This is a genomic window from Endozoicomonas sp. Z74 (genome assembly GCF_057680865.1).
The window spans coordinates 1-24,835 of the sequence record NZ_JBLYZI010000091.1 but is presented as its reverse complement, the minus strand read 5'-3'; the positions used below and the strand labels follow the sequence as shown (position 1 = coordinate 24,835).

The 24,835-nt window shown below is 51.4% G+C and carries 22 protein-coding genes and 1 riboswitch; of the genes, 7 read left to right on the top strand and 15 right to left on the bottom strand.

Annotated elements, in window-relative coordinates; translation table 11 throughout:
• Nucleotides 1-190: 190 nt before the first annotated feature.
• The 3 genes from ACNRUY_RS20560 to ACNRUY_RS20550 all read right to left on the bottom strand — a co-directional run bounded on the left by ACNRUY_RS20560 (nt 191) and on the right by ACNRUY_RS20550 (nt 2,810).
• Entirely contained in the window at nt 191-754 is a 564-nt protein-coding gene (locus ACNRUY_RS20560) for a TMEM165/GDT1 family protein (RefSeq protein WP_488113537.1), read from the bottom strand.
• 7 nt (nt 755-761) lie between these two features.
• A riboswitch (yybP-ykoY riboswitch) is annotated at nt 762-941 on the bottom strand.
• Between the two features lie 44 nt (nt 942-985).
• Nucleotides 986-2,143: a nicotinate phosphoribosyltransferase gene (gene pncB / locus ACNRUY_RS20555; protein ID WP_488113536.1), complete on the bottom strand. Its 1,158-nt coding sequence runs from the start codon at nt 2,141-2,143 to the stop codon at nt 986-988.
• Between the two features lie 10 nt (nt 2,144-2,153).
• Nucleotides 2,154-2,810 carry an isochorismatase family protein gene (locus tag ACNRUY_RS20550; RefSeq protein ID WP_488113535.1) on the bottom strand — a complete coding sequence of 219 codons (657 nt, stop codon included), beginning with the start codon at nt 2,808-2,810 and terminating at the stop codon, nt 2,154-2,156.
• 168 nt (nt 2,811-2,978) lie between these two features.
• Between ACNRUY_RS20550 and ACNRUY_RS20545 the strand changes: the two genes are divergently transcribed.
• Entirely contained in the window at nt 2,979-3,653 is a 675-nt protein-coding gene (locus tag ACNRUY_RS20545; protein WP_488113534.1) for an NUDIX hydrolase, read from the top strand.
• A gap of 83 nt (nt 3,654-3,736) precedes the next feature.
• A complete protein-coding gene (locus ACNRUY_RS20540; RefSeq protein WP_488113533.1) occupies nt 3,737-4,444 on the top strand; it encodes a redoxin domain-containing protein in 708 nt (235 codons plus the stop codon).
• Nucleotides 4,445-4,514: 70 nt separating this feature from the next.
• Here the strand turns inward: ACNRUY_RS20540 and ACNRUY_RS20535 are convergent, their stop codons facing one another.
• On the bottom strand, nt 4,515-5,189 hold the full coding sequence (locus tag ACNRUY_RS20535) for an OmpW/AlkL family protein (RefSeq protein WP_488113532.1): 675 nt from the start codon (nt 5,187-5,189) through the stop codon (nt 4,515-4,517).
• A gap of 395 nt (nt 5,190-5,584) precedes the next feature.
• Here ACNRUY_RS20535 and ACNRUY_RS20530 point away from each other — a divergent pair, with 395 nt between their 5' ends.
• Nucleotides 5,585-7,531, top strand: a complete 1,947-nt coding sequence (locus ACNRUY_RS20530; protein ID WP_488113531.1) for a hypothetical protein — start codon at nt 5,585-5,587, stop codon at nt 7,529-7,531.
• Between the two features lie 58 nt (nt 7,532-7,589).
• Here the strand turns inward: ACNRUY_RS20530 and cysS are convergent, their stop codons facing one another.
• Together cysS and ACNRUY_RS20520 are read right to left on the bottom strand one after the other, a co-directional pair.
• Nucleotides 7,590-8,972 (bottom strand): cysteine--tRNA ligase, encoded by a 1,383-nt coding sequence (gene cysS / locus ACNRUY_RS20525; RefSeq protein ID WP_488113530.1) that lies wholly within the window; start codon nt 8,970-8,972, stop codon nt 7,590-7,592.
• Between the two features lie 27 nt (nt 8,973-8,999).
• On the bottom strand, nt 9,000-10,673 hold the full coding sequence (locus ACNRUY_RS20520) for a glutamine--tRNA ligase/YqeY domain fusion protein (RefSeq protein WP_488113529.1): 1,674 nt from the start codon (nt 10,671-10,673) through the stop codon (nt 9,000-9,002).
• Nucleotides 10,674-11,021: 348 nt separating this feature from the next.
• Between ACNRUY_RS20520 and ACNRUY_RS20515 the strand changes: the two genes are divergently transcribed.
• Together ACNRUY_RS20515 and ACNRUY_RS20510 are read left to right on the top strand one after the other, a co-directional pair.
• Complete coding sequence (locus ACNRUY_RS20515; RefSeq protein ID WP_488113528.1) at nt 11,022-11,516, top strand: peptidylprolyl isomerase; 495 nt, start codon at nt 11,022-11,024, stop codon at nt 11,514-11,516.
• The gene (locus ACNRUY_RS20510; RefSeq protein ID WP_488113527.1) at nt 11,513-12,247 is read left to right on the top strand and encodes a UDP-2,3-diacylglucosamine diphosphatase; all 735 of its coding nucleotides are present in this window, start codon (nt 11,513-11,515) and stop codon (nt 12,245-12,247) included. Before ACNRUY_RS20515 ends, ACNRUY_RS20510 begins: the two co-directional genes overlap by 4 nt.
• Nucleotides 12,248-12,523: 276 nt before the next feature.
• Here ACNRUY_RS20510 and ACNRUY_RS20505 read toward each other — a convergent pair whose 3' ends face one another.
• The 3 genes from ACNRUY_RS20505 to ACNRUY_RS20495 all read right to left on the bottom strand — a co-directional run bounded on the left by ACNRUY_RS20505 (nt 12,524) and on the right by ACNRUY_RS20495 (nt 16,011).
• On the bottom strand, nt 12,524-13,216 hold the full coding sequence (locus tag ACNRUY_RS20505) for a MiaE family protein (protein WP_488113526.1): 693 nt from the start codon (nt 13,214-13,216) through the stop codon (nt 12,524-12,526).
• A gap of 105 nt (nt 13,217-13,321) precedes the next feature.
• Complete coding sequence (locus ACNRUY_RS20500) at nt 13,322-14,419, bottom strand: hypothetical protein (protein ID WP_488113525.1); 1,098 nt, start codon at nt 14,417-14,419, stop codon at nt 13,322-13,324.
• 1,085 nt (nt 14,420-15,504) lie between these two features.
• Complete coding sequence (locus ACNRUY_RS20495; RefSeq protein WP_488113524.1) at nt 15,505-16,011, bottom strand: TIGR00645 family protein; 507 nt, start codon at nt 16,009-16,011, stop codon at nt 15,505-15,507.
• Between the two features lie 222 nt (nt 16,012-16,233).
• Between ACNRUY_RS20495 and ACNRUY_RS20490 the strand changes: the two genes are divergently transcribed.
• Together ACNRUY_RS20490 and ACNRUY_RS20485 are read left to right on the top strand one after the other, a co-directional pair.
• A complete protein-coding gene (locus ACNRUY_RS20490; protein ID WP_488113523.1) occupies nt 16,234-17,094 on the top strand; it encodes a universal stress protein in 861 nt (286 codons plus the stop codon).
• 243 nt (nt 17,095-17,337) lie between these two features.
• Nucleotides 17,338-17,610 (top strand): HU family DNA-binding protein, encoded by a 273-nt coding sequence (locus ACNRUY_RS20485; RefSeq protein WP_488113522.1) that lies wholly within the window; start codon nt 17,338-17,340, stop codon nt 17,608-17,610.
• An 84-nt stretch (nt 17,611-17,694) separates the two neighbouring features.
• Here ACNRUY_RS20485 and ACNRUY_RS20480 read toward each other — a convergent pair whose 3' ends face one another.
• The 6 genes from ACNRUY_RS20480 to ACNRUY_RS20455 form a co-directional block, all read right to left on the bottom strand.
• Nucleotides 17,695-18,024 (bottom strand): helix-turn-helix domain-containing protein, encoded by a 330-nt coding sequence (locus ACNRUY_RS20480; RefSeq protein ID WP_488113521.1) that lies wholly within the window; start codon nt 18,022-18,024, stop codon nt 17,695-17,697.
• 147 nt (nt 18,025-18,171) lie between these two features.
• Nucleotides 18,172-19,401: a glycosyltransferase family 9 protein gene (locus ACNRUY_RS20475; RefSeq protein ID WP_488113520.1), complete on the bottom strand. Its 1,230-nt coding sequence runs from the start codon at nt 19,399-19,401 to the stop codon at nt 18,172-18,174.
• Entirely contained in the window at nt 19,398-20,705 is a 1,308-nt protein-coding gene (locus ACNRUY_RS20470) for a GtrA family protein (RefSeq protein WP_488113519.1), read from the bottom strand. The genes ACNRUY_RS20475 and ACNRUY_RS20470 overlap by 4 nt, the downstream gene beginning before the upstream one ends.
• Before the next feature lie 304 nt (nt 20,706-21,009).
• A complete protein-coding gene (locus ACNRUY_RS20465) occupies nt 21,010-22,551 on the bottom strand; it encodes an ArnT family glycosyltransferase (RefSeq protein ID WP_488113518.1) in 1,542 nt (513 codons plus the stop codon).
• A 145-nt stretch (nt 22,552-22,696) separates the two neighbouring features.
• Nucleotides 22,697-22,867 carry a XapX domain-containing protein gene (locus tag ACNRUY_RS20460; protein ID WP_488113517.1) on the bottom strand — a complete coding sequence of 57 codons (171 nt, stop codon included), beginning with the start codon at nt 22,865-22,867 and terminating at the stop codon, nt 22,697-22,699.
• Between the two features lie 119 nt (nt 22,868-22,986).
• Complete coding sequence (locus ACNRUY_RS20455) at nt 22,987-24,237, bottom strand: NupC/NupG family nucleoside CNT transporter (RefSeq protein WP_488113516.1); 1,251 nt, start codon at nt 24,235-24,237, stop codon at nt 22,987-22,989.
• Between the last annotated feature and the right edge of the window lie 598 nt (nt 24,238-24,835).

Sequence of the window (24,835 nt, the reverse complement as noted above, 5' to 3'; positions counted from 1 at the left end):
GCTTATCAGTGAGCGAGGAGAATTTGGAAAACAGGGCTTTTGCAGACATCGAAAGACAGGAAAAACCCTGATTATACAGGCTGTTTCTTGATGGCGCTGTTCAATTGGTGATCATGTTTTTGCCCTGTCGTCAACCCCGTTCCACCACAATCCCCTGAAGCGGAAGTATTTGAGCACAGGAGCCTGTGTTTTAACCTCCCGCCCCCACCAATGCAGCGATACCCAATCCGGCAAACAGAGCCGCTGCACATCGGCGAATCCAGACAAGGGGCAACCTGTTCGCCAGTTTATTACCCAGAAAAACCACCGGAACATTGGCCAGCAGCATCCCCAGGGTGGTACCCAGAATCACGGCTTCAAGGGGTTCATACTGCGCCGCCAGAACAACGGTGGCAATCTGGGTTTTATCCCCGATCTCCGCAAGAAAAAACAGCACCAGGGATGCAACAAAAGGGCCAAACCGGGTCAGCTTTGAGGAATCATCATCCATTCGATCCGGAATCAGGGTCCACGCGGCCACCCCAAAGAATGAGAGAGCCAGCAGATAACGCAGAACGTCTGGGGAAAAGAGCTCACTGACCCAGTTGCCAACCCAGGCCGCTACAGCATGATTCAGGAGAGTCGCCAGAAGAATAGCCAGGGAAATCAACCAGGGCCGACGGTACCGAACCGCCAGCATCAGTGCCAGCAGCTGGGTTTTATCCCCGATTTCAGCCAGAAGAACCACAACAGTGGCAACAGAGAAAGCTTCCATGAGCAAAAGACATCCGGGCGGGAAACAAACACAGCAGCGCGCCAGAATTCCCGCCTCAGGACTCTGTCGCGCCACAGGTCTTGCCAACACCAGAATAGAGATCAGGATGCTATTGCCGCCATAAGCGTGAGGCTTAAGTATGTTGACGACAACGCCTGTATAACAACAGGCCGACTACTCCCCCGGGCAGAGGCAACAATAACAGGATAAAGGAGCCCCGGTAAAGCCTGATCACAGGCAGGAAAATGTGGTTTTCAGCAGCTTTACAAAGGCAGGGTCCCGGCACAGGGTTTTTCCCGGACTGTCCGATAGCTTGGCCACCGGCGCCCCATTCAGCTCAGTCAGTTTCAGGACAATATTGGGTGCTTTATGCCCCATATCATTGGTCAGGTAAGTGCCAATGCCGAAGCTGACGTTCACCTGGCTGGAAAAATGGCGATGAATGGCCAGAGCCGTTTCAAAATCCAGCTTGTCACTGAACACAAACTGTTTTCCGGAAGGGTCAATCCCCAACTTCCGGTAATGGGCCAGAGCCTGTTCTCCCCAGGTAAAGGGATCGCCAGAGTCATGACGAATGCCCTGGTAGGCATTGGCAAGAGTGAAATCGAAATCCCTAAGAAAGGCCTGCATGTTGATGGTGTCCGTAAGGGCAATCCCAAGCTGGTCCCCATACTCTTCCAGCCAGACCCCAAGAGCGTCCTTCTGACTGGAAAGCAGACTATGGCCCAGCACCTGGTGGGACTGCAGCCACTCATGAGCCATGGTTCCTACGGGTCGCAACGCCATGGTACGGGCCAGGTGGAGGTTACTGGTTCCAGAGAAACTGCTTGGCAGCCTGCGCTTCAGAGTGCCAACCACATGCTTATGCCATTGCCGGGAATAACGGCGCCGGGTGCCAAAGTCCACCAGATGAAATGAAGGATCATCGCTCAGGAGCCCGAGCTTGGCCTCAAGGCGTTTCTGCCCCTCCGCCTCAGCCGAAGCCCCGAAGCTTTGACAATGCAGCTCACTGATAATGGCCAGCAGAAAAATCTCGAAATGGGTAATGGCGCTCCAGTTTCCCTCCACGGATACACTCAACCGCCCATCAACCTCCTCAATGGACACCAGAGCGGGGTTCAACCGAAACCGGGAAAGGTACTCAATAAAGGGATCCGACATAAAGGGCAGTGAGGCCAGCCAGTCCAGCTCCTGGTCCGAAAGGCGAAGCTCGCCGAGCATGTCACACTGTTCGCGCAGAGCCCTGGCCGACACCTGGAGCGGTTGGTCATCCCGACAGTGAAACTCCATACGGGCATTGGCATCGGGATAACGGTGAACCATGGATTGCTGCATGGTGAACTTATAGAGATCGGTATCCAGCAACGTCTTGATAATGGGGTTTACCATAACCGCTCCTTCAGGATGCCTCGGGGAAATACAGATCCATTGCACTCTCAACGATTGAGACACCGGCTGCCTCCATGGCCACCAGAGCCGCCTCCACCGAGTCCGGACTCAATCCCCGACAGGCAGCCTTGTTCAACACCACATCAAAACCACCCTGACGAAGCTGTAAAACCGTTGTCTTGACACAAAAATCCAGTGCCAGGCCACCCACAATCACCGTATCAATCCCCCTGCCCCGGAGAAATTCCATAACGCCTGTGCTCAAGCGGTCTTTAAGATCATGAAAACAAGCCCCGTAGGGGTGCATATCCGGCTCAACCCCCTTCCAGACAAAAAAGTCATAATCCGTCACCGCGGGCAAACCATTGACCAACTCAAACCCGGGCGTTCCGGGCACTGCATGCTGATTCCAGTAAAGGTCTGCATGGGGGTGCCCCTGCACCGGAGTCAACTGTGGGTTTTCGTGACTGGCCACCCAGACAGCACTGGGCGAATGAGCATCTTTTGAGCCAACACGGACAGCGGCAAACTCCGCCTGACGATTGAGCTCCTCAACAATCGCCTGACCATCGGGAATCGGCAATTCATCGGGACACAATGGCGTAAAACACTGCTGGGCATCCACATCAAAAGCAGCAACGGTTTCCCTGGCCCCAAGAGCATGCATTCTGACCACCTGACAAAAGGAATGTAATTCACTATGATAGTGAATTATGTTCACTAACCTGTCAACCTGCACCGTCTTGATGCTTTCAGGTTACTATTGAGAAAAACCCACCCTGCATAGCGCCAGGAGCGCCCCTGAAGACTGCCTGGGCAAAAAAGGAAACCAACTATGAGCCTCAGCACCGCGCTAATTTCCGTTGATCTGGTCGCCTTTCGACTGACCGACGACAGCGTTCAGGTACTGACCCACCGTGATCCAAAATCACCTGACTTCCTGCGCCTTCCAGCCGGAAGGATTGAACCGGAACTGGACACCTGCCTGGAAGACACGGCCAGACGACAGCTTGGGCGACTGACCTCAGAACCGGCCTCCTATTATGAACAGGTCATAACCATTGGCGATGAACTCCGGGACTCCCGGGGCTGGTCGTTGACCGTGGTCTATTATGCCCTGTTCAAACCGGAACAGAGCCAGGTACTGGCCCCAGATGCACAATGGGTCGACATTGTCGAAAGGCAGCCAGCCGTGCCCCTGGCATACGACCACAGCCAACTGGTGACAGAAGCCCTGGAGCGGCTCCAGAATAAAATCCAGTACAGCTCCCTGCCGGTACACCTGCTACCGGAAGAATTCACCCTGTCTGACATTCAGAAAGTGTTTACCCTGGTGCTCGAAAAAGCCCCTCCCATGAGGTCCATCAGAAACCGTTTCCTGAAAGGGGAGCTGCTCGAAGATACCGGTAAAAAACGCCATGGCAGCAACCGCCCTGCCGCCCTGTACCGCATTCATCAAACAACCGGCCCCTGCCTTTTCAACCGGTCTTATCTCACCACCCAGACATGACACTCTTCTGTCAAAGTTGGCAAAGATGAACAGAAAACCTCTGCTACACTTTGCCAGACTTTTTTAGATGGTTAGAGTCTCCCATGAAGCTTCCTTCCCTGATCCTCTCCACCCTCGCCTGCTCTTCTGTGATGGCTTTTCCAATACCGGACACCCTGGCACCGGATTTCAAAACCGAGGCAGTGGTGCCGGATAAAAACAACCCTGCCGGCAGAATCATCAACGATTTCCAGCTCTCCAGCCTGAGGGGGAAATCCCGGGTTATGCTGTTGAGCTACCCAAAAAACTGTACTTTTATCTGCCCCACAGAATTGATTGCCCTCAACAAACGGCTTAAGGAGTTTCATCAGCTGGGCTATGAAGTACTGGTACTTTCCTCTGACGAAGCTTCTATTGAAAAAGACCCCAAAGCCTCCCACCAGGCATGGCGGCTGAAATCAAGTAAGGCGGGCAGCGGCAACAGAAGCGAGCCCATAGGGCTGGGTAACCCCGGCTTTATCATGCTGGCCGATCCAAAAAAATCCATTATAAAAAAGTACCAGATCGAAAATCAGGATGGGCTGGCTCTCAGGGCTACTTTTTTTATTGACCAGAAAGGCATTGTTCGAATTGCCGATGTTCAAAGCATCACCATCGGCCGGGATGTGGACGAACTGTTGAGAAAAGCGGCCGCCCTGAAATTTGTTGATGAGCACCAGGGCTATGTCACCCCGGAAGGCTGGCAACCTGGCGAACCCGGCATGAAACCCACTCACCAGGATGTTCATCGACAAATGAAAAGAACAAACTAGTCGCACAGGAATAAAAGCCGGTTCTACAGATAAACAGAACCGGCGAGAAGACTAACGAATAGCTAGTGGACTAAAAATGATAAGCAACACCCGCCATATAAACCCATGGATCCAGTTCTACATCAATCTTGTAGTTATCAGAACCGCCATTTCCATTAAACGTTGCTGTGGTATTGATATCCATATACCACACGGCCGCATTCAGGCTCCAGTTCTCAGCCACCCGATAATCAAACCCAAGCTGTCCTGCCAGACCCAGTGAATTATCCAGCTTAATATTACTGTAGGTAGCGTCAGCCCCATTAATAAATTTCTCACTGAAAAAGACCGTGTAATTCACACCAACCCCCAGATAGGGTTGAAAGGCAGAGCCCTTTTCCATGGGATAGTACTGAACGCTCAGGGTGGGTGGAAGGTGTTTTACTTTGGCAAAGTCATTGAGCCCCTCGATAGCCCCTTTACCCGTTAATTTATGGGAAAATGGCGTTGCCGCCAGCAGCTCAATCCCAATATTGTCCTTCAACATATAGGTCAGGGACAGCCCCAGCTGGCTCTCATTATTGACATCCACCGTAGCGGTACTGATTGCGGCCCCGTTGAGCTGCAACTCACTGCTATCCACATTGGGATTCACACTGGCCAGGCCACCTCTGACAATAAAATCACCGGCATCATAAGCCTGAGCAGCTGAAGCCAATAAAGCAGTTGCGCTCATAACCCCAAGAAAAAGCGGTTTCAGTTTCATGTGTTACCTTTGTGTTTTTTTGTTGGTTGAATCACTAAAAGCAGCATGCGGGCTATCATTATTTTCTTTCGTCCCATTTCGCTCTGCATTGTATAAAATTGACCCATGTCGCTTATTGACCCAGATCAAACCTTCACAAAAGTAAACACCACCGTGGATAATTTCCAAATAACTCTAATCCTGCATTTTTAACTACCAATCACTCTTATGTGCTGCCCAGGAACCACTAAATTCAACGGATAGCTTGTTGGTTGAAGCAATAGACAAGCCATGTGACCTCTTCTTTTTAAAAAGATCCATAAAGAATCAGAGGAATCGCAATGACATTGTCACCAGTAACAAAACTGCACACGTGGGCGCTTATATCTCTTTTGGTTTCATCAAAGGCCGGTGCAATGCCCGTAACGCCAAACCCACGCCCAGAGGTTTTCAACACGATTCAGGAGTTTGAAACCGTGACGCCCTATGGTTGCACTCCGGGTACAATGATCACCCAACATTCCCAATTCGATGTTCTTTACACCTGTTCACGGACATTTAGAGGAAAAACATTACTTCCTCAGGCCATAAAGGCTTTTCCATCAGAAGAGAGTAATCCATTGATTGGCATGGACATCATTGGCTATGCCGGTTATTTTTCCATGACGCCCTCCTTCTTCAGGCAAATCGCTGAAAACCCCGTTTTTACCACCGCGGCTACCACAACCCCTCTCCCGACTACAGAGCTCAGAGAAGCGACCAGGAACAGCACAGACAGAGCCACTACCAATAAAGCCAGTACAAGAATGACCACAATCGCTGACCGAAGCTGGCAGGAACCCGTCGCCCGGTTTTACGACTATCAAAATATGGGAATAGACTCACAACTGCTTTCCCTTGGCAGACAGGTCACTCGGGACAACCAGGGTAACCGGTATCTCTTCCTTTATAACAAAACCTGCGCCATTGCCCCGGACAATACCGTTAAATGGTGCAAACACCGGCCTTTCGAAACCCTTCCCTCCCCCATGGTACGTGACTCGAATGGAAAAAAAACACTCTACAGCCTCCTTTCCATACCGGAAGATTGCGTGGATGTAGTGAATCAAATCCCTGAGTTCTCCCCCCCTCTGACTAAATCGGAAATCGTCATCGTAATTGAAGAGCTCGATCGTATTGAAAGCCTGAAGTACAACACGGTACAAGAGTTTCTTATCAGGGAGTCCATTGATACAGAAACCACTTTGAAGTTTCAGCCACCCAGTGAGAGGCTGATTGAGGAGTGCCTGAAAACGGCAGGGAAAAATTCAATTCTGGCCGTCTCAGCAATGGATGCCGAAACCGGTAGTGAGCGTTTTACCCCCTTTCTGTCCCCCCCTTCAAACGATTATCTGCCCTACGCCTTCCCATTCAATGTATTCAGTCAGCAAACCGGTATCCAGTATATCTACACTCTCTCCTATGGACCTGATGGCAGCTCAACGTCATGCAGTTCTGTCAGTGTCGGCTGCACTGTTCACCTGTATGGGCTAGACGAAGCGTTGAAGCCAGTTCTTGAATTTAATTTTCCCTACACAGGATCACAAAACCAGATCCTGACGCCCATGACCCTTTACGAAAACAATCGGGGTCATGATGAACTGACGTTAGTTCTTGGAGATACGGTACATCAACTGGAAATCGAACCAGGCGTCAAAAAGCCACTAAGATATGGGCACTTTTCGTTTGATACCGGGTACGACTCCCAAAGGTATAACGCCTACCGACAGCCCGTGAGAAGCGGTGGACGACTGTTTATACTCCGTTACCAGGGCGAACAGGGGCACCGAATCTTTGAGTTTGATCCAGGACACCTGGGCCGAAAGGCCCCCGTCATTCATCGTTTAAGCGGGCTCTCCGACATGAACGATACGCTGCTTACCCATGAAAACGGTTTTCTAACCACCTTTCAGCAGGAAGGGAATCCTCTTGGAGTGGATGTACAGTGGTTTGATACTGGCACTGAGGGTCAGATCAGCCATACCAGCATTGCGTCATTCGTTATGAACAGGGGTTATTACAACTGGTTCTCAAGCGCTAACTGGCTGTCCATTGGCAAGGCCATGGTTCTTAACAACCAATTGATACTATCCGGAGCCCAGTCTGAAACACGCAACAGTGATGGGTACGTCATCAATACCGGCGCCTTGATATTTATGGACTGGCAACCGGATAAAATCAACAACCTTGCTCCCCTGGAAACCATTCAATCCTTCGGAGAACCGTCAGTTCATGGCAAACTTGAAGAAACTTCAGGGAGCCATCGCAGCGTCAGCACAATTGCTCCAATGATGGTATTAATAATGACCTATGCACTCTTCTGAAAACCGGAAAGCAGCATACTCTGGTTGTTATATAACCAGAGTATGCTGTGCGGTTTGATTAACGCTCAATCCGCCAGGTAGTGCCTTCCCGGCTGTCCTGAAGAATAATGCCCTGTTCCGCCAGCTCATCACGGATGCGGTCAGCACCGGCAAAATCCCGGTTCTTTTTGGCGTCCTTCCGCTTCTGAATCATGGCTTCAATCCAGGCTTCGTCCACATCAGCACCGGATTTCAGAAAGGCTTCCGGATCCCGCTGAAGAATCCCCAGAATGCCACCCAGCTTAACCAGCAAGGCCGCCAAAGGCAGTGCTTCCGTCGGATCCTGACTGCGAACACTGTTGAGCTGGCGAACCAGTTCAAACAGAACTGCCAGTGCTTCCGGCGTATTGAAATCGTCATCCATGGCCTTGAAGAAACGCTGCTCGAACTCATGACCTTCCGGAGCTTCTACACCGGACAAGTCCAGTCCTTTCAGAGCGGTATACAACCGCTCCAGCCGAACCCCCGCCTCTTTCAGACTGTCCTCAGAATAATTGATGGGGCTGCGGTACTGACTGGAGATCATAAAGTAGCGAACCGCTTCTTCATCATACTTATCCAGCACTTCCCGGATGGTAAAGAAGTTCCCCAGACTCTTGGACATTTTGACGTTATCAATCCGGATCGCACCAGAATGCATCCAGGTGTTAACAAAGGTGGCCTCGTTATGGGCCTCGCTCTGGGCGATCTCATTTTCATGGTGAGGGAACTTCAGGTCCGAACCGCCACCGTGAATATCAAAGGTATCCCCCAGGCAGCACTTACCCATTACCGAGCACTCAATATGCCATCCTGGGCGCCCTTCACCCCAGGGAGAGGACCAGCTGGGCTCGCCAGGCTTGGCCCCTTTCCAGAGCACAAAGTCCAGGGGATCTTCCTTTTGCTCTTCCACCTCAATCCGTGCGCCGGCTTCCAGCTCCTCAAGCACCTTGCCGGACAGTTTGCCGTAGCCCTCAAAACGACGAACCCGATAATAGACATCCCCATTACCCGGCGCATAGGCAAAACCCTTGGCTATCAGCCCCTCAATCATTTCCACCATGCCAGGGACGTGGGCCGTGGCCCGGGGCTCCTGATCGGGAGAGAGGTTACCCAGCCGGGCAAAATCTTCCTGCATGGCGGTGATCATACGTTCAGTCAGCGCCATAAAATCTTCACCGTTTTCTGCCGCCCGCTTGATGATCTTGTCATCCACATCGGTGATATTGCGGACATAGGTAAGATCGTAACCCCGGGCACGGAGATAGCGGGCCACCACATCAAATGCGGTGACCGTCCTGGCATGGCCAATATGGCAGTAGTCGTATACGGTCATGCCACAGACATACATCCGGACATGATTGCCATCCAAAGGTTTAAAGGACTCTTTCCTGCGGGTCAGGCTGTTATAAATCTGCAGCACGCTTTCTTTCCTCTTCCCTCTGTACGCTTACGCCTTGTTGGCCCAGGTATCTTTCAAGCCGATGGTCAGATTGAACACGGGGTGTTCGCTGGTGTGATCAAAACGATCCGCCACAAAATACCCTTCCCGTTCAAACTGGAAGCGCTGTTCCGGGCCGGCTTCTGCCAGTGCCGGTTCCACCCATGCTTTCTGCACCTTCAGGGATTCCGGGTTGATATGGGTAATAAAATCTTCTTCACCACGGTCCGGCGCAGGGTGGGTGAACAGTCGATCATACAGCCTCAGCTCAGCCTCTTTCCCATGGCTGGCGGACACCCAGTGAATCACTCCCCGGGGGCGAATGCCTTCCGGCGGATTCTCACCAACAGTGCCGGGAACATAGGAGGCACGCACCTCCACAATCTCACCAGCTTCATCTTTCACCACCTGCTCAGCCTTGATCACATAGGCACTGCGCAGACGCACATACTCACCCATCACCAGCCGCTTGAACTTCTTGCGGGACAGGGTGGTGTCTTCGGTGAAATCGGCCCGGTCAATGTAGACCTCCCGGGTAAAGGGCAGTGTCCGTTCACCCAGCTCAGGCCGGTTTGGATGGGCCGCCGCCTTCATTTCCTGGACTTCCCCTTCCGGCAGGTTCTCAATCACCAGCTTGAGAGGGTTCAGAACCGCCATGGCCCGACCGGCGTTGGTATTGAGATCATCCCGGATGGCGTGTTCCAGCATGGAGACGTCGGCAGTGCCATCGGACCGGCTCACTCCTACCATCTCGGAAAACCGGCGGATGGAGGCCGGAGTATAGCCACGGCGTCGCATACCGGAAATGGTGGGCATCCTGGGATCGTCCCAGCCACCGACAACGGCGTCGTCCACCAGCCGCTTCAGTTTTCGCTTGGAAGTAACCGTGTAATTAATATTGGTCCGGGCAAATTCGTACTGCCTGGGCGTGGCTGGCACAGGCAGATTGTCCAGGAACCACTCATACAGAGGCCGGTGATCCTGAAACTCCAGAGTACAGATGGAGTGGGTAATGCCTTCAATGGCATCTTCCTGGCCATGGGCAAAATCATAGCTAGGATAGATGCACCACTTGTCACCGGTCTGATGATGAGGCACTTTGCGGATACGATACAACACAGGATCCCGCAGATTCATATTGGGGCTGTGCATATCGATTTTCGCCCGCAGGCAGGCCTGTCCTTCGTCGTATTCTCCGGCACGCATTTTTTCAAACTCCGCCAGATTGACGTCCACAGGGGTGTCCCGGTCTGGACTGTCAATGCCCGGCGTCTGAAAATCCCCGCGGTTTTCCCGCATGGTATCGGCATCCTGGTGATCCACATAGGCCTTGCCTTCACGGATCAGGTGCAAAGCCCACTGATAAAACTGGTCAAAATAGCTGGACGCATACCGTACCTCACCGGACCACTGGAAACCCAGCCAGCGGACATCCTCCTGGATCGCATCAATGTAAACCTGCTCTTCCTTCTCCGGGTTGGTGTCATCAAAGCGCAGGTTACACTGGCCCTGGAACCGTTCCGCCAGACCGAAGTTCAAACAAATGGAAGTGGCGTGCCCCACGTGGAGAAAACCGTTCGGCTCCGGTGGAAACCGGGTATACACCGATGAGACCCGGCCTTCGGCCAGATCCTTCTCAATAATCTGTTCCAGGAAATTACTGGGTTTGTCTTTAGCGCTCATTATCACTGATGCATCGTTGAAGGGTGGAAGGCTCATTAGGCTACGGTCAACTTCTGACAGCCGGCACCCATGACGAGGTGGTGGATTGGGTACGGAAGCAGAGCAAACGGTTCATAGAGCCTAATCGGCTGAGACTATCATATCCCTTAACCCGGGAAAATAAGTGGGGCCTGGAATGAGCAAATTATCCTGCCTGCCAGTTCACTGCAAAGCGGCATCCCCATTCCCCCTCATAACAGAAGCGCTGCATAGAGCAAAACACAACGCCGGTTTTACAGTATCGAAAGAAACGCCTAGAATTCCCAATTCTCAGCCCCTGGCGGGCATCACTGACTAGACGGTAAACCCATGGTTGTATTACATACCAATTACGGCGACATCAAACTGGAACTGAACGCAGAGAAAGCGCCCAAAACCGTTGCCAATTTTATTGAATACGTAAAAGACGGCCATTTTAACGGGACTATCTTTCATCGGGTTATTGATGGCTTCATGATTCAGGGGGGTGGCTTCGAACCGGGCATGGCCCAGAAAACCACCCAGTCCCCCATTGATAATGAAGCCGATAATGGCCTTAAAAACGAGACGGGCACCATTGCCATGGCACGCACCATGGACCCTCACTCCGCAACCGCACAGTTCTTTATTAATGTGGCGGACAATGCCTTTTTGAACCACAGCTCAAAAACACCCGATGGCTGGGGTTACTGTGTCTTTGGCAAAGTCACTGAAGGCATGGACGTGGTGAACAAAATCAAAGGCATGAAAACCACCTTCCGGGCTGGTCATCAGGATGTGCCGGTTGAGGACATCATCATCGAGTCTGCGGAACTGGCTGAATGACCGTTCTGTTTATTTCAGACCTTCATTTAACCCCAGACTGCCCGGCCATTGCCCGGGCATTCTGCCATTACCTGGAAAACCGTGCACTGGACGCAGAAGCCCTCTACATACTGGGGGATTTTTTTGAATACTGGGTGGGGGATGATGCCATGGAGCCCTTCCACCAGGACATTGCTGCCCGGCTGAAACGCTACAGTGATTCAGGAAGAAAATTGTACCTGATGCCCGGTAACCGGGACTTTGCCCTGGGCAAACGTTTTCTCCGGGCCACCGGAGCAACCTGGCTGAAAGACCCGACCCTGGTTCAGCTGAACGGCGAGCCTATTCTGCTGATGCACGGTGATTCTCTGTGCACTCAGGATCAACAATACCTTCGTTATCGGAAGTGGATCCGCAACCCTGCGGTTCTATTTCTACTGCGACGAACCCCTCTCTCCTACCGAAAACGTCTGGGAGCCCGCATCCGCCGCAACAGCCAGAAAGCCAAAACCGGCAAAACCCTTGCCATTATGGATGTCACTCCCTCAGAAGTGACCCGAGTAATGGAACAGTTCAGCGTCAGAACCCTCATTCATGGCCATACCCACCGGCCTGCCATCCATGAAGTTACCATTCAAGACGAAGCCGCCAGACGCTTTGTACTGGGAGACTGGACCGAAGAAAAGGGCTGGGAAATCGAGCTGACCGATAACAACCTCACCCTGAACAGCTTTTCCATTTGCCAGGAATAGCTGAACAAACACCGCCAGACTCAGTAGCGAAGCTTCACTCCGCTCTTGGTTGAACCGTTTATCAGGTGGGCCCTCACCCAAACCCTCTCTCAGGGGGAGAGGGCTTTAAAAGTTTGCACTACCCAAACTCCCTCTCCCTCTGGGGAAGAGCTTTAAAATTCTGCACCACCAAATCCCCTCTCCCTCTGGGAGAGGGCTGGGGTGAGGGAAAAGGTGAATGGTTCATAACAAAAACAAGGAGATCAACTACAGCCCCCCCCCGGTATAAGCCCTCCCCTAACAGGCCGGTACCCCACTGTGAAACCGGAACTCACTGTCCGGGGATTCAATAGCGTCCTGCTCTAGCCCGGAAAAACAACCAATTCTCTCCTCAATGGGATCAGGGCTGATCGCCTCCGCCAGTCTCAGGTAATCCTGAAAGTGCCGCCCCTCGGACTTCAGTAATGAGCGATAGAACTTTGCCAGTTCCTCATCCCCATTGGCTTCTATCACCGGCGCCAATGCCGCAAACCTTTCACAGGATCGGGCCTCAATAAAGGCACCGGTTATCAACGTATCCACCAGCCTCGCAGGCTCAAAGGTTCGTATCCCTTTCCTTAACAGACCCGCATACCGCCCGGCCCCCAGGTGATGATACTCCATTCCCCGGCGGGTCATAATCGCCAGCACCTGCTCGAAATGGCGTAACTCCTCTCGGGCCAGCCTGGACATCTTATTAAGCAGATCCCGCTGGTCTGTGGGATTTAAAAGAAGGCCGGCCTCTTTTTCGCTTTTCTTTTCAGATTTTAGGGGCTGGAAACCTGCACGGTACCGGTTGATCAAACTCATGGCCGCCTGGGCCGCCTTTAACTCATTGTTGGCATGATCCACCAGGATGACCGGAAGACTGTCCGGCTCCGCTGCTTTTTCCAGCCATTGCACAGGGGTCGGACAGGGAAGAAAATCAAGAATAAGGGCGAGTTCAGACATGTATTTATTGAAACAGCACTGCTTTGGGGTTGGTGCAATCCATTCTCTCATCAACCGTTGCCACATCAAAGGGCTGTTTCAAAGCCCATAGCACTTCATCTGGATTTATAAGCGGGTAACTTCGCCTTTATTCCAGAATGGCAGCCGCTCAAGGGCATTGGCAAGGTCATCAAACCGGTGCTGGATAACCTCTCTTTTCTTAACCGTGATAGCGGGGGCAAAGACCACCCCTTCCACCTTCTGCATCCAGTCCTCAAGCTCTTTGGAATCCTGAACAGAGGCCGGCGTTTTTTTACACAGGTACATATAGGCATTGGCCATTCCGCCCCGGTCAATATCGTCTTTACAGGTATTGTTGTATGTCTCCGCCTTCAGCTCTTTCAGCATAAGCTCTGGCAGGGTCTTGTTCAATAAATGAAAAATACAGGCTCGACGGAGGGATACATCCATGGGCTTGCCCTGTACTACTTCAAGCTCAGTTGCCATCATCCCCATGGCATTGTGAAGAAAGGCTTTAAACTGTTCCTCTCCACCCAGTCCTTTCCTGAACTTTTCCGGAAAATAAAACCCATTGCGATTACTCACCATGGCATCCACCAGCTGATCACTCATATCCCTGAAAGTACAGTCCCCGGAATAAGGGCCCTTCTGCTCATAAAGCTCGCCATCCGCCGGGAAAGTAACCACCGTTAACCGGCCTGAACTTTCCGGTGAATCCTGGAATTGTTCCAGGGTCTTTGATCGACCTCCTTCCACACCACTGCGCTTTTGACGGTTGATATAGAGGTGTTGGGCGTCTTGTGGAAGGCCTTCAAGAAATGCACAGAACTCCGGTGTCACCGCTTCAGCCCCAAATACAGCCTGCCTTGTGGGCGTTCCCATCCGGATGCAGTTAGCCTTGCGGTCTCCAACTTGAAAATCGAACAATAGGTAGGGCTGATTCCCCTGCAGGTAGGGGTCATAATTTACCCCCATTTCACCCGCGGCAAGTCCGCCTCCCACATTGACCAGGTGCCCCCCCGGCCCTGACGCATCTTCAAGGACAGATTTCTGGGACCGAACTGCGTTCTGGGTTTCCTTAAGCCGTTGGGCAATCTGACTCCCTGAGTAACTATCGAATGACGAAGAGTCAGAGCCCGATGCTCTCCTGGTCGCCTGGACCAGTTCCCTATAATAACTTCTATTCCTTGGGGCAAGGAACATTGACTGGCTTACTTTATGCGTCAAGTCCGAACAGGCCTGGCAAAACTTTGAAAATGGTCGGGGCTCTTTCTGTAAACTGGTATGTATCTCCCTCAATTCAGAAAGCATTTTTTTATATCGTTTTCTGGGGCTCCCTTCAGGCTTAACACCAGCCACCGTTTCATCACTTAAATTGGACAACACATTCCAGGCTCTTTTCTGGAGCTTACTCTCCCGCTTATTGACAGGACTCCCCTCGCACAAATATTCAGTTATTTCATCCCAGGGCACCTCATCAAGAAAAACGGAGTCAGAGCCTATGGAAAGGTTATCTGGCATTGAGACGGTACTTAAGCTTGAAACTGAACCGGAATCTGAACCCTCATAGCCAGATTCAGATCCTGGAGGTTTTTTATCATTACCTAATTCAAAATTAACCTCTACTTCAACACCCTCAGGACTTATAGAGGAGAGGCTGGCACCTGAATCACTTGACCTGCTACTGCCACTGCTGGACAAAGAGCCTCCCCTTCCAAGAGCTGCATTCATACTTCTCAGATTGCTGTCATAATGTTCTTGCTTCCAACCATCTCCCCCAATGAACATCTTACTTTCTGACTGGGGTGAGAAGCGGATAGAGACACCTTCCACAGAAGGGCAGGATTTCCTTTTCGACAAAGAGGGAGGGGCCAGCTCATATTTTTTACTTGACCCCGGCCACAATCTTTTTATGGCGCTCCCGGCTCTTACCAAAAAGTTTTTATGTTTAAACCGTGTTTCCGCCTGAACCTCTTCCTGAGGCATAGATTTGAGATGATCAACGTCAGGAGATGATGGGCTCCCGGAAGATGAAACAGGCCTGTTGTCCATTGCTATGCCCTTAGTCCATTGATTAACCAGTCCATTCACAGGCAAAAGCCATACCTGCACCTGCCAGCTACTATCAACACTCCGGGAGTAGCTTCACTCCACTGTTCATCGACAGAAACAGAAATCCCTGAACCCTGCCTTAATAACAGGGTTCTTCCATTCAGGTTTCGCTTCATTGAATACACAGAGGCGGGAATACAAGAAAAGGAGCTATGGCCGTGTCACCGAAATAAAGGCTAATCCTCATTACCTTTTTTTCTTTTGATCAGCTCATCCAGCATCCCCATAAAAAACGCTGAGGCCACAAAAGTCAGGTGCATGATCACATTCCACATAAGCTTGTCATTGGACACGTTCTCGGCATTCATAAACACCTTGAGCAGGTGAATGGAGGAGATGGCCACAATGGATGCCGCCACCTTGGCCTTAAGCGACCCTGCATCCATTTTACCCAACCAGCTGAGCTTTTCTGTCCCCTCGTCTATGTCCAGCTTGGAAACAAAGTTTTCATAGCCAGAATACATCACCATCACGATCAGCCCACCCACCAGGGTGATATCGATCAGCGTCAGCACTTTCAGGGTGACAGCACTCTCATCCATATTCGAGACGTTCAACAGCAGATAGCCCACACTCTGGAAAAATTCGATCAACAGCGCCACCAACACCAGGCTCAAGCCCAGATAAATCGGTGCCAGTAACCAGCGGGCTGAATACATGATTTTCTCGAACATTTTTTCCATAAATCTTCCAGATCCACAGTACAGACAAACAAAAAGGCACAGTAATGAATCCCCCTGGAGAGATCAAGCCATAAAGCCCTTCTTTCGCAACGATGCCGTCTCTCTTGTTGCAATACTCCTAAAAGCCGGACACTTTATTGACTCAGATCACTAAACCGACAATTATCCTAATGCATCATGAATACAGAACAAGCAGGACTGCCAGCAGATAAGGAGGAAACCATGCGCGGAATTACCAAGGTTCTGGTCGCTGTCGATACCAGAAAAGAACAACAACTGGCGCTGAACCGGGCACGTCAGATCTGTCGTAAGGCAGGCGCCGCTCTGCATATACTGGCCCCCAACCCAAAAGCCAATGCTGATTCCATGGTTCGTCTTGAAGCCATGGCTGAACCCCTGATGGCGGAAGGGCTTGAGGTTTATCTTCATGAAACCTGGAACGGTTCAGCCACCGAGACCATTATCCATGTTCGCCAGATGGAACGCTGTCATCTGGTGGTGAAGGATGCCAAGCCCGTCAACGCCCTGAAGAAAGCCTTTACCACACCGGAAGACTGGAGCCTGCTGCGTCGCTGCCGGGTCCCCGTTCTTCTGGTTCAATCCGATGCCCCCTGGGATAGAGCCCCTATCCTGGCTTCCATCAATGCGGACCCTAAAGATCATTACCACAGTGTACTGAACCAGGCCATTCTGCAGTATGCCACTGAATTTTCCGATGCTTTCTCTTCCGAACTCCACCTGGCCACGGCCTATCCAACCACCATGCTGGCCATTCAGGATGAGGGCGACGGCTTAACGGACAAGGATGCCTATCAGAAACGCTGCCTGGAGTACGCCCGGGAAAATCAGCTCAATGAAAACAACCTCCACGTGGAGCCAGGCCCCACAGAAACCCTGATTCCAGCGCTGTTAACAAAGACGAATGCCCGACTGCTGATTCTCGGAACCCACGCCAGGACTGGCATCAGTGCCATTGCCATTGGTAATACCGCTGAACAGCTGATTTCAGAGATCAGCACCGATATCCTGGTCCTTCAACCCAAGCACCATATGATTCCCCTTGAACGGGAACTGAGTCGCTGATCACCTTTCCCAGGAAGCCTGCCCTTTCAGGGGCGGGCTCACCTTCTTCCACCTCCTCTGCTCAATTTCACCCGCACGTTTCCCTGTGCACCCAACTCTGCGGTCATGTATTGAGGAAGAAACCGGCCATAACTTCTATATTGTCTTGAGCACACACTGTAGTCGGTGAAGAGCCAGGTGAAGACGTAACCGCCTCCCCCTGGCATTTTCTTTGAACATACTGGTAACTCATTGAGACTGGATATGAACAAGAAAGAACTGGTTGAACAGGTCGCAGAGCAGGCGAACCTCTCTCGAAGCAAGGCCGAGCAGGCTGTCAATGCCTTTATCAACAACACCCAGGAGACACTGGCCAAAGGAGACATCGTTCAATTAATCGGGTTTGGCACTTTCTCGGTGGCAGACCGTGCCGCCCGGAAAGGACGAAACCCACAAACAGGCCAGGAAATCCATATACCGGCCTGCAAACTGCCTCAGTTCAAACCAGGCAACAAATTCAAGGAAATGGTTAAATAGTGGGAAAGGCGCCCCCATGGCGCCTGTGTAGCATTGCCGCACCCTCACAGAGCGATCTCTTTATCAACTGACATTGTGAGGCCATTACGCCATGGCTCTCATTACATTAAGAATCGCTCTTTTCTTTTTGAGGTTCATGCGATGAAGCTGGTTGATGATTTCACCATCCACTTCTGTATCACAAATGGTGTCGCTGGGTGAATTAAGGTACTGGTTACCACGCCCAGTGGCCAGCCACTCAAAAGAAACTTCCAGTAATTCAGCCATTTTGCGAAGGTTTTCCAGACTGGGGCTGCTCATATTGGTTTCCCATTGAGCCAGGGCGCTTCTGGAGACACCGATTAAATCCGCTAATGCTTGCTGGGATAGTTTTTTTTCTTTGCGGGACCTTAAAATCCTTGTGGTCAGGTTCATCCTTGTGCACTCAGAAAGGTTTTGAATTACATCCTTGCATCATTATTAAGATTCAGTGTAACACATCACCACCTGATAATTAGATGGAATGAAAAGTCCCCGATAAAGGGAGCCACTTCTCATCAAGGACCAATGCATTAATGCCGGTCAACTGGCCCAGGCAATGGTTTTTCGATCCAGCACCGGTTTGATCCGGTTAAAGACCTGATCCGGATCAATGGCTTTCAAACACTGATTATCTGTGCAACTGGTTTTCCGGTGATTCCCTGCACTGACACAGGGGGAACAGGCCAGCCCGGCATAGATCGGTGTTGAGTTTCCCAGGGCACCGTATAGCACAGGCGTTTCTGGCCCGAAAATAACAAAGGTTGGCAGGTGGGTGACGGAAGCAAAATGAGGAGGCCCTGAATCATTGGACAGTAATAGTTCCGACAGAGTAAACAATGGAACCAGCTCAACAAACTGAAACAGCCCTGCACTGTTCAGGCACCGCTCGTGATTCACAGCCTGCCTGAGCGTTTCAGCCTCCTCTCTTTCCCCTTGAGCACCGGTAATCACCACCAGAACATCATCATAACCGCAGATCACTTTTTCGATGACATCCGCAAAGCGATCTGCCATCCAGCGCCTCTGGGGTAGCAAATCACTGGCATTTGGGTTGACCAGCATCAATCGATGCACACCCGGCAGAAAGTCCGGCTTTAATGTTTTTAGCTTGGCAATGACTCTGTGACGCTCATGCTCACTCACTTCCGCCCGGGCCAGAACCAGCTCCTCATCCTGAACAGAAAACCGTTGATAGGGTTGCCCGGGACTGGACATCAAAGCCTTGGCCAGGGCCATAAAATTACGGGAAATGTGTTGGTGGGGGTTGTACATCACCGGGTGAGTCAGGTGATTCCCCCGATAGAGCCCCTCTTCATGCACCGAGTGATAACCGGCCCGGTTAGCAGCACCGGATAAGCGGGACAACAATGAGGTAAACCGGGAAAACAGCTCCAGGTCAATCACAGAGTCAATCCTGTTGTTCCGGCACCAGAACAGAAACTTCAGTGAGTCCAGGGCAAGAGAGAACAGGTTGTCAGAACGGAGGGTAAAGACATTCCCTTCAGGTACGGTCTTAAGCAGACTAAGGCTGGCAGCGTTGCTTTTGAAAATAACAAAATGCAATTCACACCCCTGCCCTTTCAACCAGCGCATGGCGGGATCCGCAAGAATAGCACTGCCCATTTCCGACAACTCCATCAGCAACACTTTTCTCGGCTGACAGTTTGCCGTTCTGGCAAACAACCCGGCTAACCGGAACCAGCCACACAGGAAAAAGCACAGGGGTATCCCAACATAGCGGTCCACTATCCGCATGGTATCCACTTTCATTGGGAGGCCCCTCTTTCCAAAGCTTTACTGGCCAGAGATTTTCCTTCCTCCTCCGCTGAAACCGGGTTGGCAAAAATAACCAGGGAAGCGATGGTGAAATTGAACACCATGCCAGCCCCCACCCCCAATACCAGAGCAAGCCACTTATACTCGGCAAACAAGGGAATCCAGGTGGTCAAAAGGTAATAGGTACCCCAGTTGGGAATGAAGCTGATGGCACACATCAACAAGTATTTGGCCCATTGAGGCAGCCTTTCCCCGGAGGATCGATCCCCAAAAGTGAACGTCCGGTTCCAGAACCAGTTCCAGCTGGCTGAACACCAATAGGAAGAGGCCCTTGCCAGCAGGTGGGGAACGCCGGGTATTCCTGAGAACAGGGTGTAAAAGGTCATATCCACGACAAAGCCGCTGGCGCCCACCAGGGCAAACCGAAACAGCCTGGCAATCCGGTCAATGAATCGATGTGGAACAGCCTTTAGAATTCCCCTTAACCAGGGGCTGGATGGGCGAAAGTGACAAGAATAGTCACGATAAACACCCATTATTTCTGACAGGACAGTCACCGCTGCTATCGCTGCTAACACATACTGGGCCAGCCTGACGGCCGCAAACTCCTGAAAGCCGTTGTGATAAACCGGGAGAACCCCTACAGCAGCAAGCCCCAGTGCTATAAACACCAGACGGGTTTTAAACCCTGCTCCCAGACGATGGCTCAACCAGGTTCCCAGTGCAGCGCAGACAAGCCCCAGCCAGGCACCCACTACCACATCAAAGGGCCAGTGGGCCCCAACCGCGATCCGGGAAAGACACACCAGCGTCATTACCACCAGCAAAATGGCTTTAAGGCTGCGCCCCAGATGAATCAGCCCAAGCCCGACCAGCAGAAAAGCGGTTCCGGCATGGCCCGAGGGCACACTGTCTCCAGTCAGAAGCGGTCCGACCACAGAGAAAAGCTCCAGATCCAGCAGGGCACCAGGCCTCGGAGCACCAATCAAACTCTTGGCGACATTGATCACCAGAGCCAGGAGGATCATTGAAAGAATCACCGCCAGCTGCTGGCGGGGCTGACGCCAGAACAGCACCATGGAAAGCGGAAACAGAAAAAAACCGTCCCCCAGATTGGTCAACAATGCCCAGAAGACTCCCCCCTGCCAAAGGGTTAACCGTTCATTGAGAAACAGAAATAAAGCCTGATTCACCGGCGAGAAAAAAAACAAGAGGGCCAGTGGCAGTAATAGTAGCGACGCCCCTGACAATATCGGCCTGATACGAACTTCAGGGCATCTCACAACGACTTTGGACATTGTCCATACCACCTTTCGTCATTCTCACAGCCCTCCTGCAAATACCTACATTGGGCGCAGAAAGCGGCTGATCATAAAATCCACCGGGCGACAGCATCGATTCACTGTCTGAATTGACAATCCTTTGTCCAGTCAATCCTGAAAACATTGATGATGACTACTGGCCCTATTGGATTCACAGTGAACGCAAAGGTTCCACTGCACTTCATCATTCATGGGGAATAGATCCAGCAACTCAATCCAGAGGTTGCCGAACAGACCGGCAGGGAAAAACAGGCTGCCGACCAGTGACTTGAAGATAGCTTCAGGAGTCGGGTCTGCAATAATAAAAATCAAAATGGTTGACCGGAACACCCTCCAGCCCGGTATCCAGGTGATCCACATACCGACACTCAAGTCCTTCCGTTTGAAAGGAACGCTGTTCGGAATGCTCTGAGCTGTCCCGGATTAACAGCCCAACTGTCCTGCCATCAGGTCGACCACTCCAGTAATCAAACTGAGTGGCTTTCTCCCCCAGAATCTGCACCGGTACTTCCTGGGCATACCAGGCAATGCGACTGGCCCATGACCAGTTCTCTACCAGAAGCACCGCCCCTTCAGGCAATGAGCGATGAAGACTGACCGCCTTTTCCGCGACCTGCTCCCAACCCACCAGGTCTTTAATCAGGGGTTTCATAAAGGGAAACAGGCTCAGGGGCTTGAAGGCGAGAAACAGAACCAGAAAGGCAATCAGGGACAAGGAAACCAATCCAGAAACCATCGCTAATGACTTTACCCATAGCCGGTGCCACTGGCGGCAAACCCAGTGTGCTGTTAGCGGGGCAAGCAGGGTCCAACCCAGTGCAGGCCAGTTAGGAAGAATCTCACCATGGGCAGCAGACCAGCTGGTCACCAGCAAAAATGGCCACGCCATAGCGATTAATAATCCATCAGACCGTGCCAGAACACTGCCAGTGGAGCGGAAAATAGCAGAAACCGTTGCGGCCACTCCCCCCACATAAACCAGGATGGAATAACACAGAAGCTGAAAAAGCTGCATGGCAGCCAGGTCACGCCACTGCCAGGCATCTACCTGGGCATGACCCAGTTGATATTCAAAGGACGCCCAGTCATGTTGATAGTTCCAGATCAACACCGGCAGAATCAAGACCAGTGCCAACAAAGCCGCGATCCAGAGGGGACCGCTTCTCAAACACCTCCTCCCCTGAATCCCAAGCAGAAACAGTAGTAGCCCCAGAGGCAGAAAGATCGCGGTGTATTTGCATAATCCGGCCATCCCCAGTAACAAGCCCAGCCACACTCCATCCCGGTACTCATGGCGATGGGCAAGCAGCCAGCTCCTTTCAACCACCAGAAGGGCAATCAACATCAAGGGCAGATCAGGCACCAGCCCCCACCCCATCAGCTGCAGAATGGGTGCCGAATTCAATAGCAAAACAGCCACCAGTCCCTGCCAGCGGCTTCCACCGGGGTATAACAGCCAGGTGGTTCTGTAGGCCTGCAAGCTGATCAGCGCGTAGAGAAAGGAAGGAACCAGCCTGAGAGTCAACTCATTGTATCCCAGAGGGGCAACCAGCATCTGGAGCCACCCCACCATAGGAGGGTGGTCAAAATAACTCAGAGCCGGGTGAAGTGCGTAAAGGGCATAATGAGCTTCATCAACACCCAGGGACACCCATGGCGCAACCAGCAGGTGAATGGCCAGTACCGTTAAAACCAGCAATCGGGCCTGGGTCCATGGGCTGAACCGCAAAGCCATGTTTGTTATAAACCAGGGATCCATCTTCTGTTGTTTTACTGTAACACTGCCATTATTCAGGGTTCTGTTTCGAGTTGTGCCGTTCATCCCCGACAACACTGGGAAGCGTCTTTGAACAACCAAGGGAAACAGTGTAGCTGCGATTATCCCTTCTGGCTCACTTTAGAATCAGGGAAAAACCAGCCCCCAGGTGAAGGCCCTGAGAATATCAACCCAACTCCTGATAAAACGACTAGTTGAAAAAGCGGCTGATGAGTTCCTGAAAGCAGACACTGCCCAGATAAACACCGACAATACCCATAACACCAGACAGCACCGGCGGTGCAGGAATAGGAAGACGAAGAAAGCTGAAGAGAACACCCACCGCGAATCCGGTGATGGTGGCAAGAAAGACTTCACTCATTGGACTGCCCAGGAAGCTTCAGGGAAACAGTCACTTAATATAGGACATGGGGGCAGAGCCCCCATGTCCTAATCGTTTGCTTTTGTTAACGCTGGTACACCCTCATGAGAGGAGCACCCTCACAGAGCAAACATCAGACCGGCAATGGTAGCACTCATCAGGTTGGACAGAGTACCTGCAGCCACAGCCTTGAGTCCCATCCGGGCGATATCCGGACGACGTTTTGGCGCCATAACCCCCAGGCCACCCAGCAGAATAGCCAGTGAGGAGATGTTGGCAAAACCACACAGGGCAAAGGTAATGATGGTCTGGGTACGGGCTGACAGCACTTCAACCCCTGCAGCAGCAGCAGCTTCAGGCGACAGATAGTTAACAAAGTCCATATAGGCAACGAACTCGTTGACAATCAGTTTCTGACCGATAAAGCTGCCTGCAGTCAGGATTTCATGGGCCGGCACCCCGATCAGGAAGGCCAGAGGGCTGAACACATAACCCAGAATAATTTCCATGCTCAGGTCTGGCTGATCGAAAAAGCCCCCTACCCAGCCAATGATGCCATTGATCATGGCGATCAGAGCAATAAAGGCCAGCAGCATGGCACCCACATTGGCTGCCAGTTTCATACCGGAAGACGCACCGGAAGCCGCTGCATCCACAATATTGGCTGGCTTTTCAGCTTCGGCCTCTTCATCAGTCAGATCAGAATCATCGGGCGTTTCCACCTCGGGCTTGATGATTTTAGCCATCAGTAAGCCACCGGGAGCGGCCATGAAACTGGCGGCAATCAGGTATTTCAATTCAACACCCATCCCGGCATATCCCGCCAGAACAGAACCCGCTACAGAGGCCAGACCACCGACCATAACCGCAAACAGCTCGGACTGAGTCATTTTGCTGATGTAGGGGCGAACCACCAGAGGTGCTTCCGTCTGTCCCACAAAGATATTGGCTGTGGCAGAAAGAGACTCAGTACGACTGGTACCCAGCAGTTTCTGCAGCCCGCCACCCAGAAAAGCCACCACTTTCTGCATAATTCCCAGGTAATAAAGCACCGCTACCAGAGAAGAGAAGAAAATGATGATGGGAAGAACATTGATGGCAAAAACAAAACCTACTTTAAAGCGCCCAAGGTCACCAAACAGGAAGCCAATCCCTTCATTGGCATAGTTAATGACATTACTGACGGCTGTGGAGATATCACCCAGGATTTCCTGGCCTAATGGCACATAAAGCACCAGAGCCCCCAGACCAGCCTGGATGGCAAAGGCACCACCCACAGTTCTGAGATTAATGGCTTTTCGATTGTCCGACAGTAGCACTGCGATCGCCAGAAGACTGACGATACCGACCAGACTCATTAGTATTTGCATGAGAACAGGTTACCTCCATGGAAGATCGGGCACGAATTCAATTCACGGCAAAAAGCTCCGGTAAAAATTGAAACCGTAAATGACAAAATATCGGGAGGGGATTGTATAGCCTGATTTACAAAAACAGAACAGTTTTATGACAGAAAATGATCCTCACTGTAACTCTGTTTGAGCCAAATCAAAAATCAACGTCATAACACAAAATATCAGACAATGCGTGCAAAATAACTGTTTTTTGTGTGTTTTTGTATACAGATGGATAAAAATAAAATGATCAAGAATAATTATTTTGTCGTGTAATTTTCGATAACCCACTGGAACTCATTGCAAGACAGCGGCTTTTGCAATATCCGGAAAGTTAAATCAACAAGAAACAAAATCAGTGTCGTATTTCTTTATGAAAAAACACCCTGATTGCGGCTATCAAATGGGCGACATACTATCCGGTAACCCCAGTCACAGGGTTACCGGCAGGGCAAAAACATGATCACCAATTGAACAGCGCCATCAAGAAACAGCCTGTATAATCAGGGTTTTTCCTGTCTTTCGATGTCTGCAAAAGCCCTGTTTTCCAAATTCTCCTCGCTCACTGATAAGC

What these genes read in the sequence shown, in the direction of transcription:
- ACNRUY_RS20560 (WP_488113537.1), bottom strand. Translation starts at nt 754, where the DNA reads ATGGAAGCTTTCTCTGTTGCCACTGTTGTGGTTCTTCTGGCTGAAATC.
- pncB (WP_488113536.1), bottom strand. Translation starts at nt 2,143, where the DNA reads ATGGTAAACCCCATTATCAAGACGTTGCTGGATACCGATCTCTATAAG.
- ACNRUY_RS20550 (WP_488113535.1), bottom strand. Translation starts at nt 2,810, where the DNA reads ATGCATGCTCTTGGGGCCAGGGAAACCGTTGCTGCTTTTGATGTGGAT.
- ACNRUY_RS20545 (WP_488113534.1), top strand. Translation starts at nt 2,979, where the DNA reads ATGAGCCTCAGCACCGCGCTAATTTCCGTTGATCTGGTCGCCTTTCGA.
- ACNRUY_RS20540 (WP_488113533.1), top strand. Translation starts at nt 3,737, where the DNA reads ATGAAGCTTCCTTCCCTGATCCTCTCCACCCTCGCCTGCTCTTCTGTG.
- ACNRUY_RS20535 (WP_488113532.1), bottom strand. Translation starts at nt 5,189, where the DNA reads ATGAAACTGAAACCGCTTTTTCTTGGGGTTATGAGCGCAACTGCTTTA.
- ACNRUY_RS20530 (WP_488113531.1), top strand. Translation starts at nt 5,585, where the DNA reads ATGCCCGTAACGCCAAACCCACGCCCAGAGGTTTTCAACACGATTCAG.
- ACNRUY_RS20520 (WP_488113529.1), bottom strand. Translation starts at nt 10,673, where the DNA reads ATGAGCGCTAAAGACAAACCCAGTAATTTCCTGGAACAGATTATTGAG.
- ACNRUY_RS20515 (WP_488113528.1), top strand. Translation starts at nt 11,022, where the DNA reads ATGGTTGTATTACATACCAATTACGGCGACATCAAACTGGAACTGAAC.
- ACNRUY_RS20510 (WP_488113527.1), top strand. Translation starts at nt 11,513, where the DNA reads ATGACCGTTCTGTTTATTTCAGACCTTCATTTAACCCCAGACTGCCCG.
- ACNRUY_RS20505 (WP_488113526.1), bottom strand. Translation starts at nt 13,216, where the DNA reads ATGTCTGAACTCGCCCTTATTCTTGATTTTCTTCCCTGTCCGACCCCT.
- ACNRUY_RS20500 (WP_488113525.1), bottom strand. Translation starts at nt 14,419, where the DNA reads ATGTTCCTTGCCCCAAGGAATAGAAGTTATTATAGGGAACTGGTCCAG.
- ACNRUY_RS20495 (WP_488113524.1), bottom strand. Translation starts at nt 16,011, where the DNA reads ATGGAAAAAATGTTCGAGAAAATCATGTATTCAGCCCGCTGGTTACTG.
- ACNRUY_RS20490 (WP_488113523.1), top strand. Translation starts at nt 16,234, where the DNA reads ATGCGCGGAATTACCAAGGTTCTGGTCGCTGTCGATACCAGAAAAGAA.
- ACNRUY_RS20485 (WP_488113522.1), top strand. Translation starts at nt 17,338, where the DNA reads ATGAACAAGAAAGAACTGGTTGAACAGGTCGCAGAGCAGGCGAACCTC.
- ACNRUY_RS20480 (WP_488113521.1), bottom strand. Translation starts at nt 18,024, where the DNA reads ATGAACCTGACCACAAGGATTTTAAGGTCCCGCAAAGAAAAAAAACTA.
- ACNRUY_RS20475 (WP_488113520.1), bottom strand. Translation starts at nt 19,401, where the DNA reads ATGAAAGTGGATACCATGCGGATAGTGGACCGCTATGTTGGGATACCC.
- ACNRUY_RS20470 (WP_488113519.1), bottom strand. Translation starts at nt 20,705, where the DNA reads ATGTCCAAAGTCGTTGTGAGATGCCCTGAAGTTCGTATCAGGCCGATA.
- ACNRUY_RS20465 (WP_488113518.1), bottom strand. Translation starts at nt 22,551, where the DNA reads ATGAACGGCACAACTCGAAACAGAACCCTGAATAATGGCAGTGTTACA.
- ACNRUY_RS20460 (WP_488113517.1), bottom strand. Translation starts at nt 22,867, where the DNA reads ATGAGTGAAGTCTTTCTTGCCACCATCACCGGATTCGCGGTGGGTGTT.
- ACNRUY_RS20455 (WP_488113516.1), bottom strand. Translation starts at nt 24,237, where the DNA reads ATGCAAATACTAATGAGTCTGGTCGGTATCGTCAGTCTTCTGGCGATC.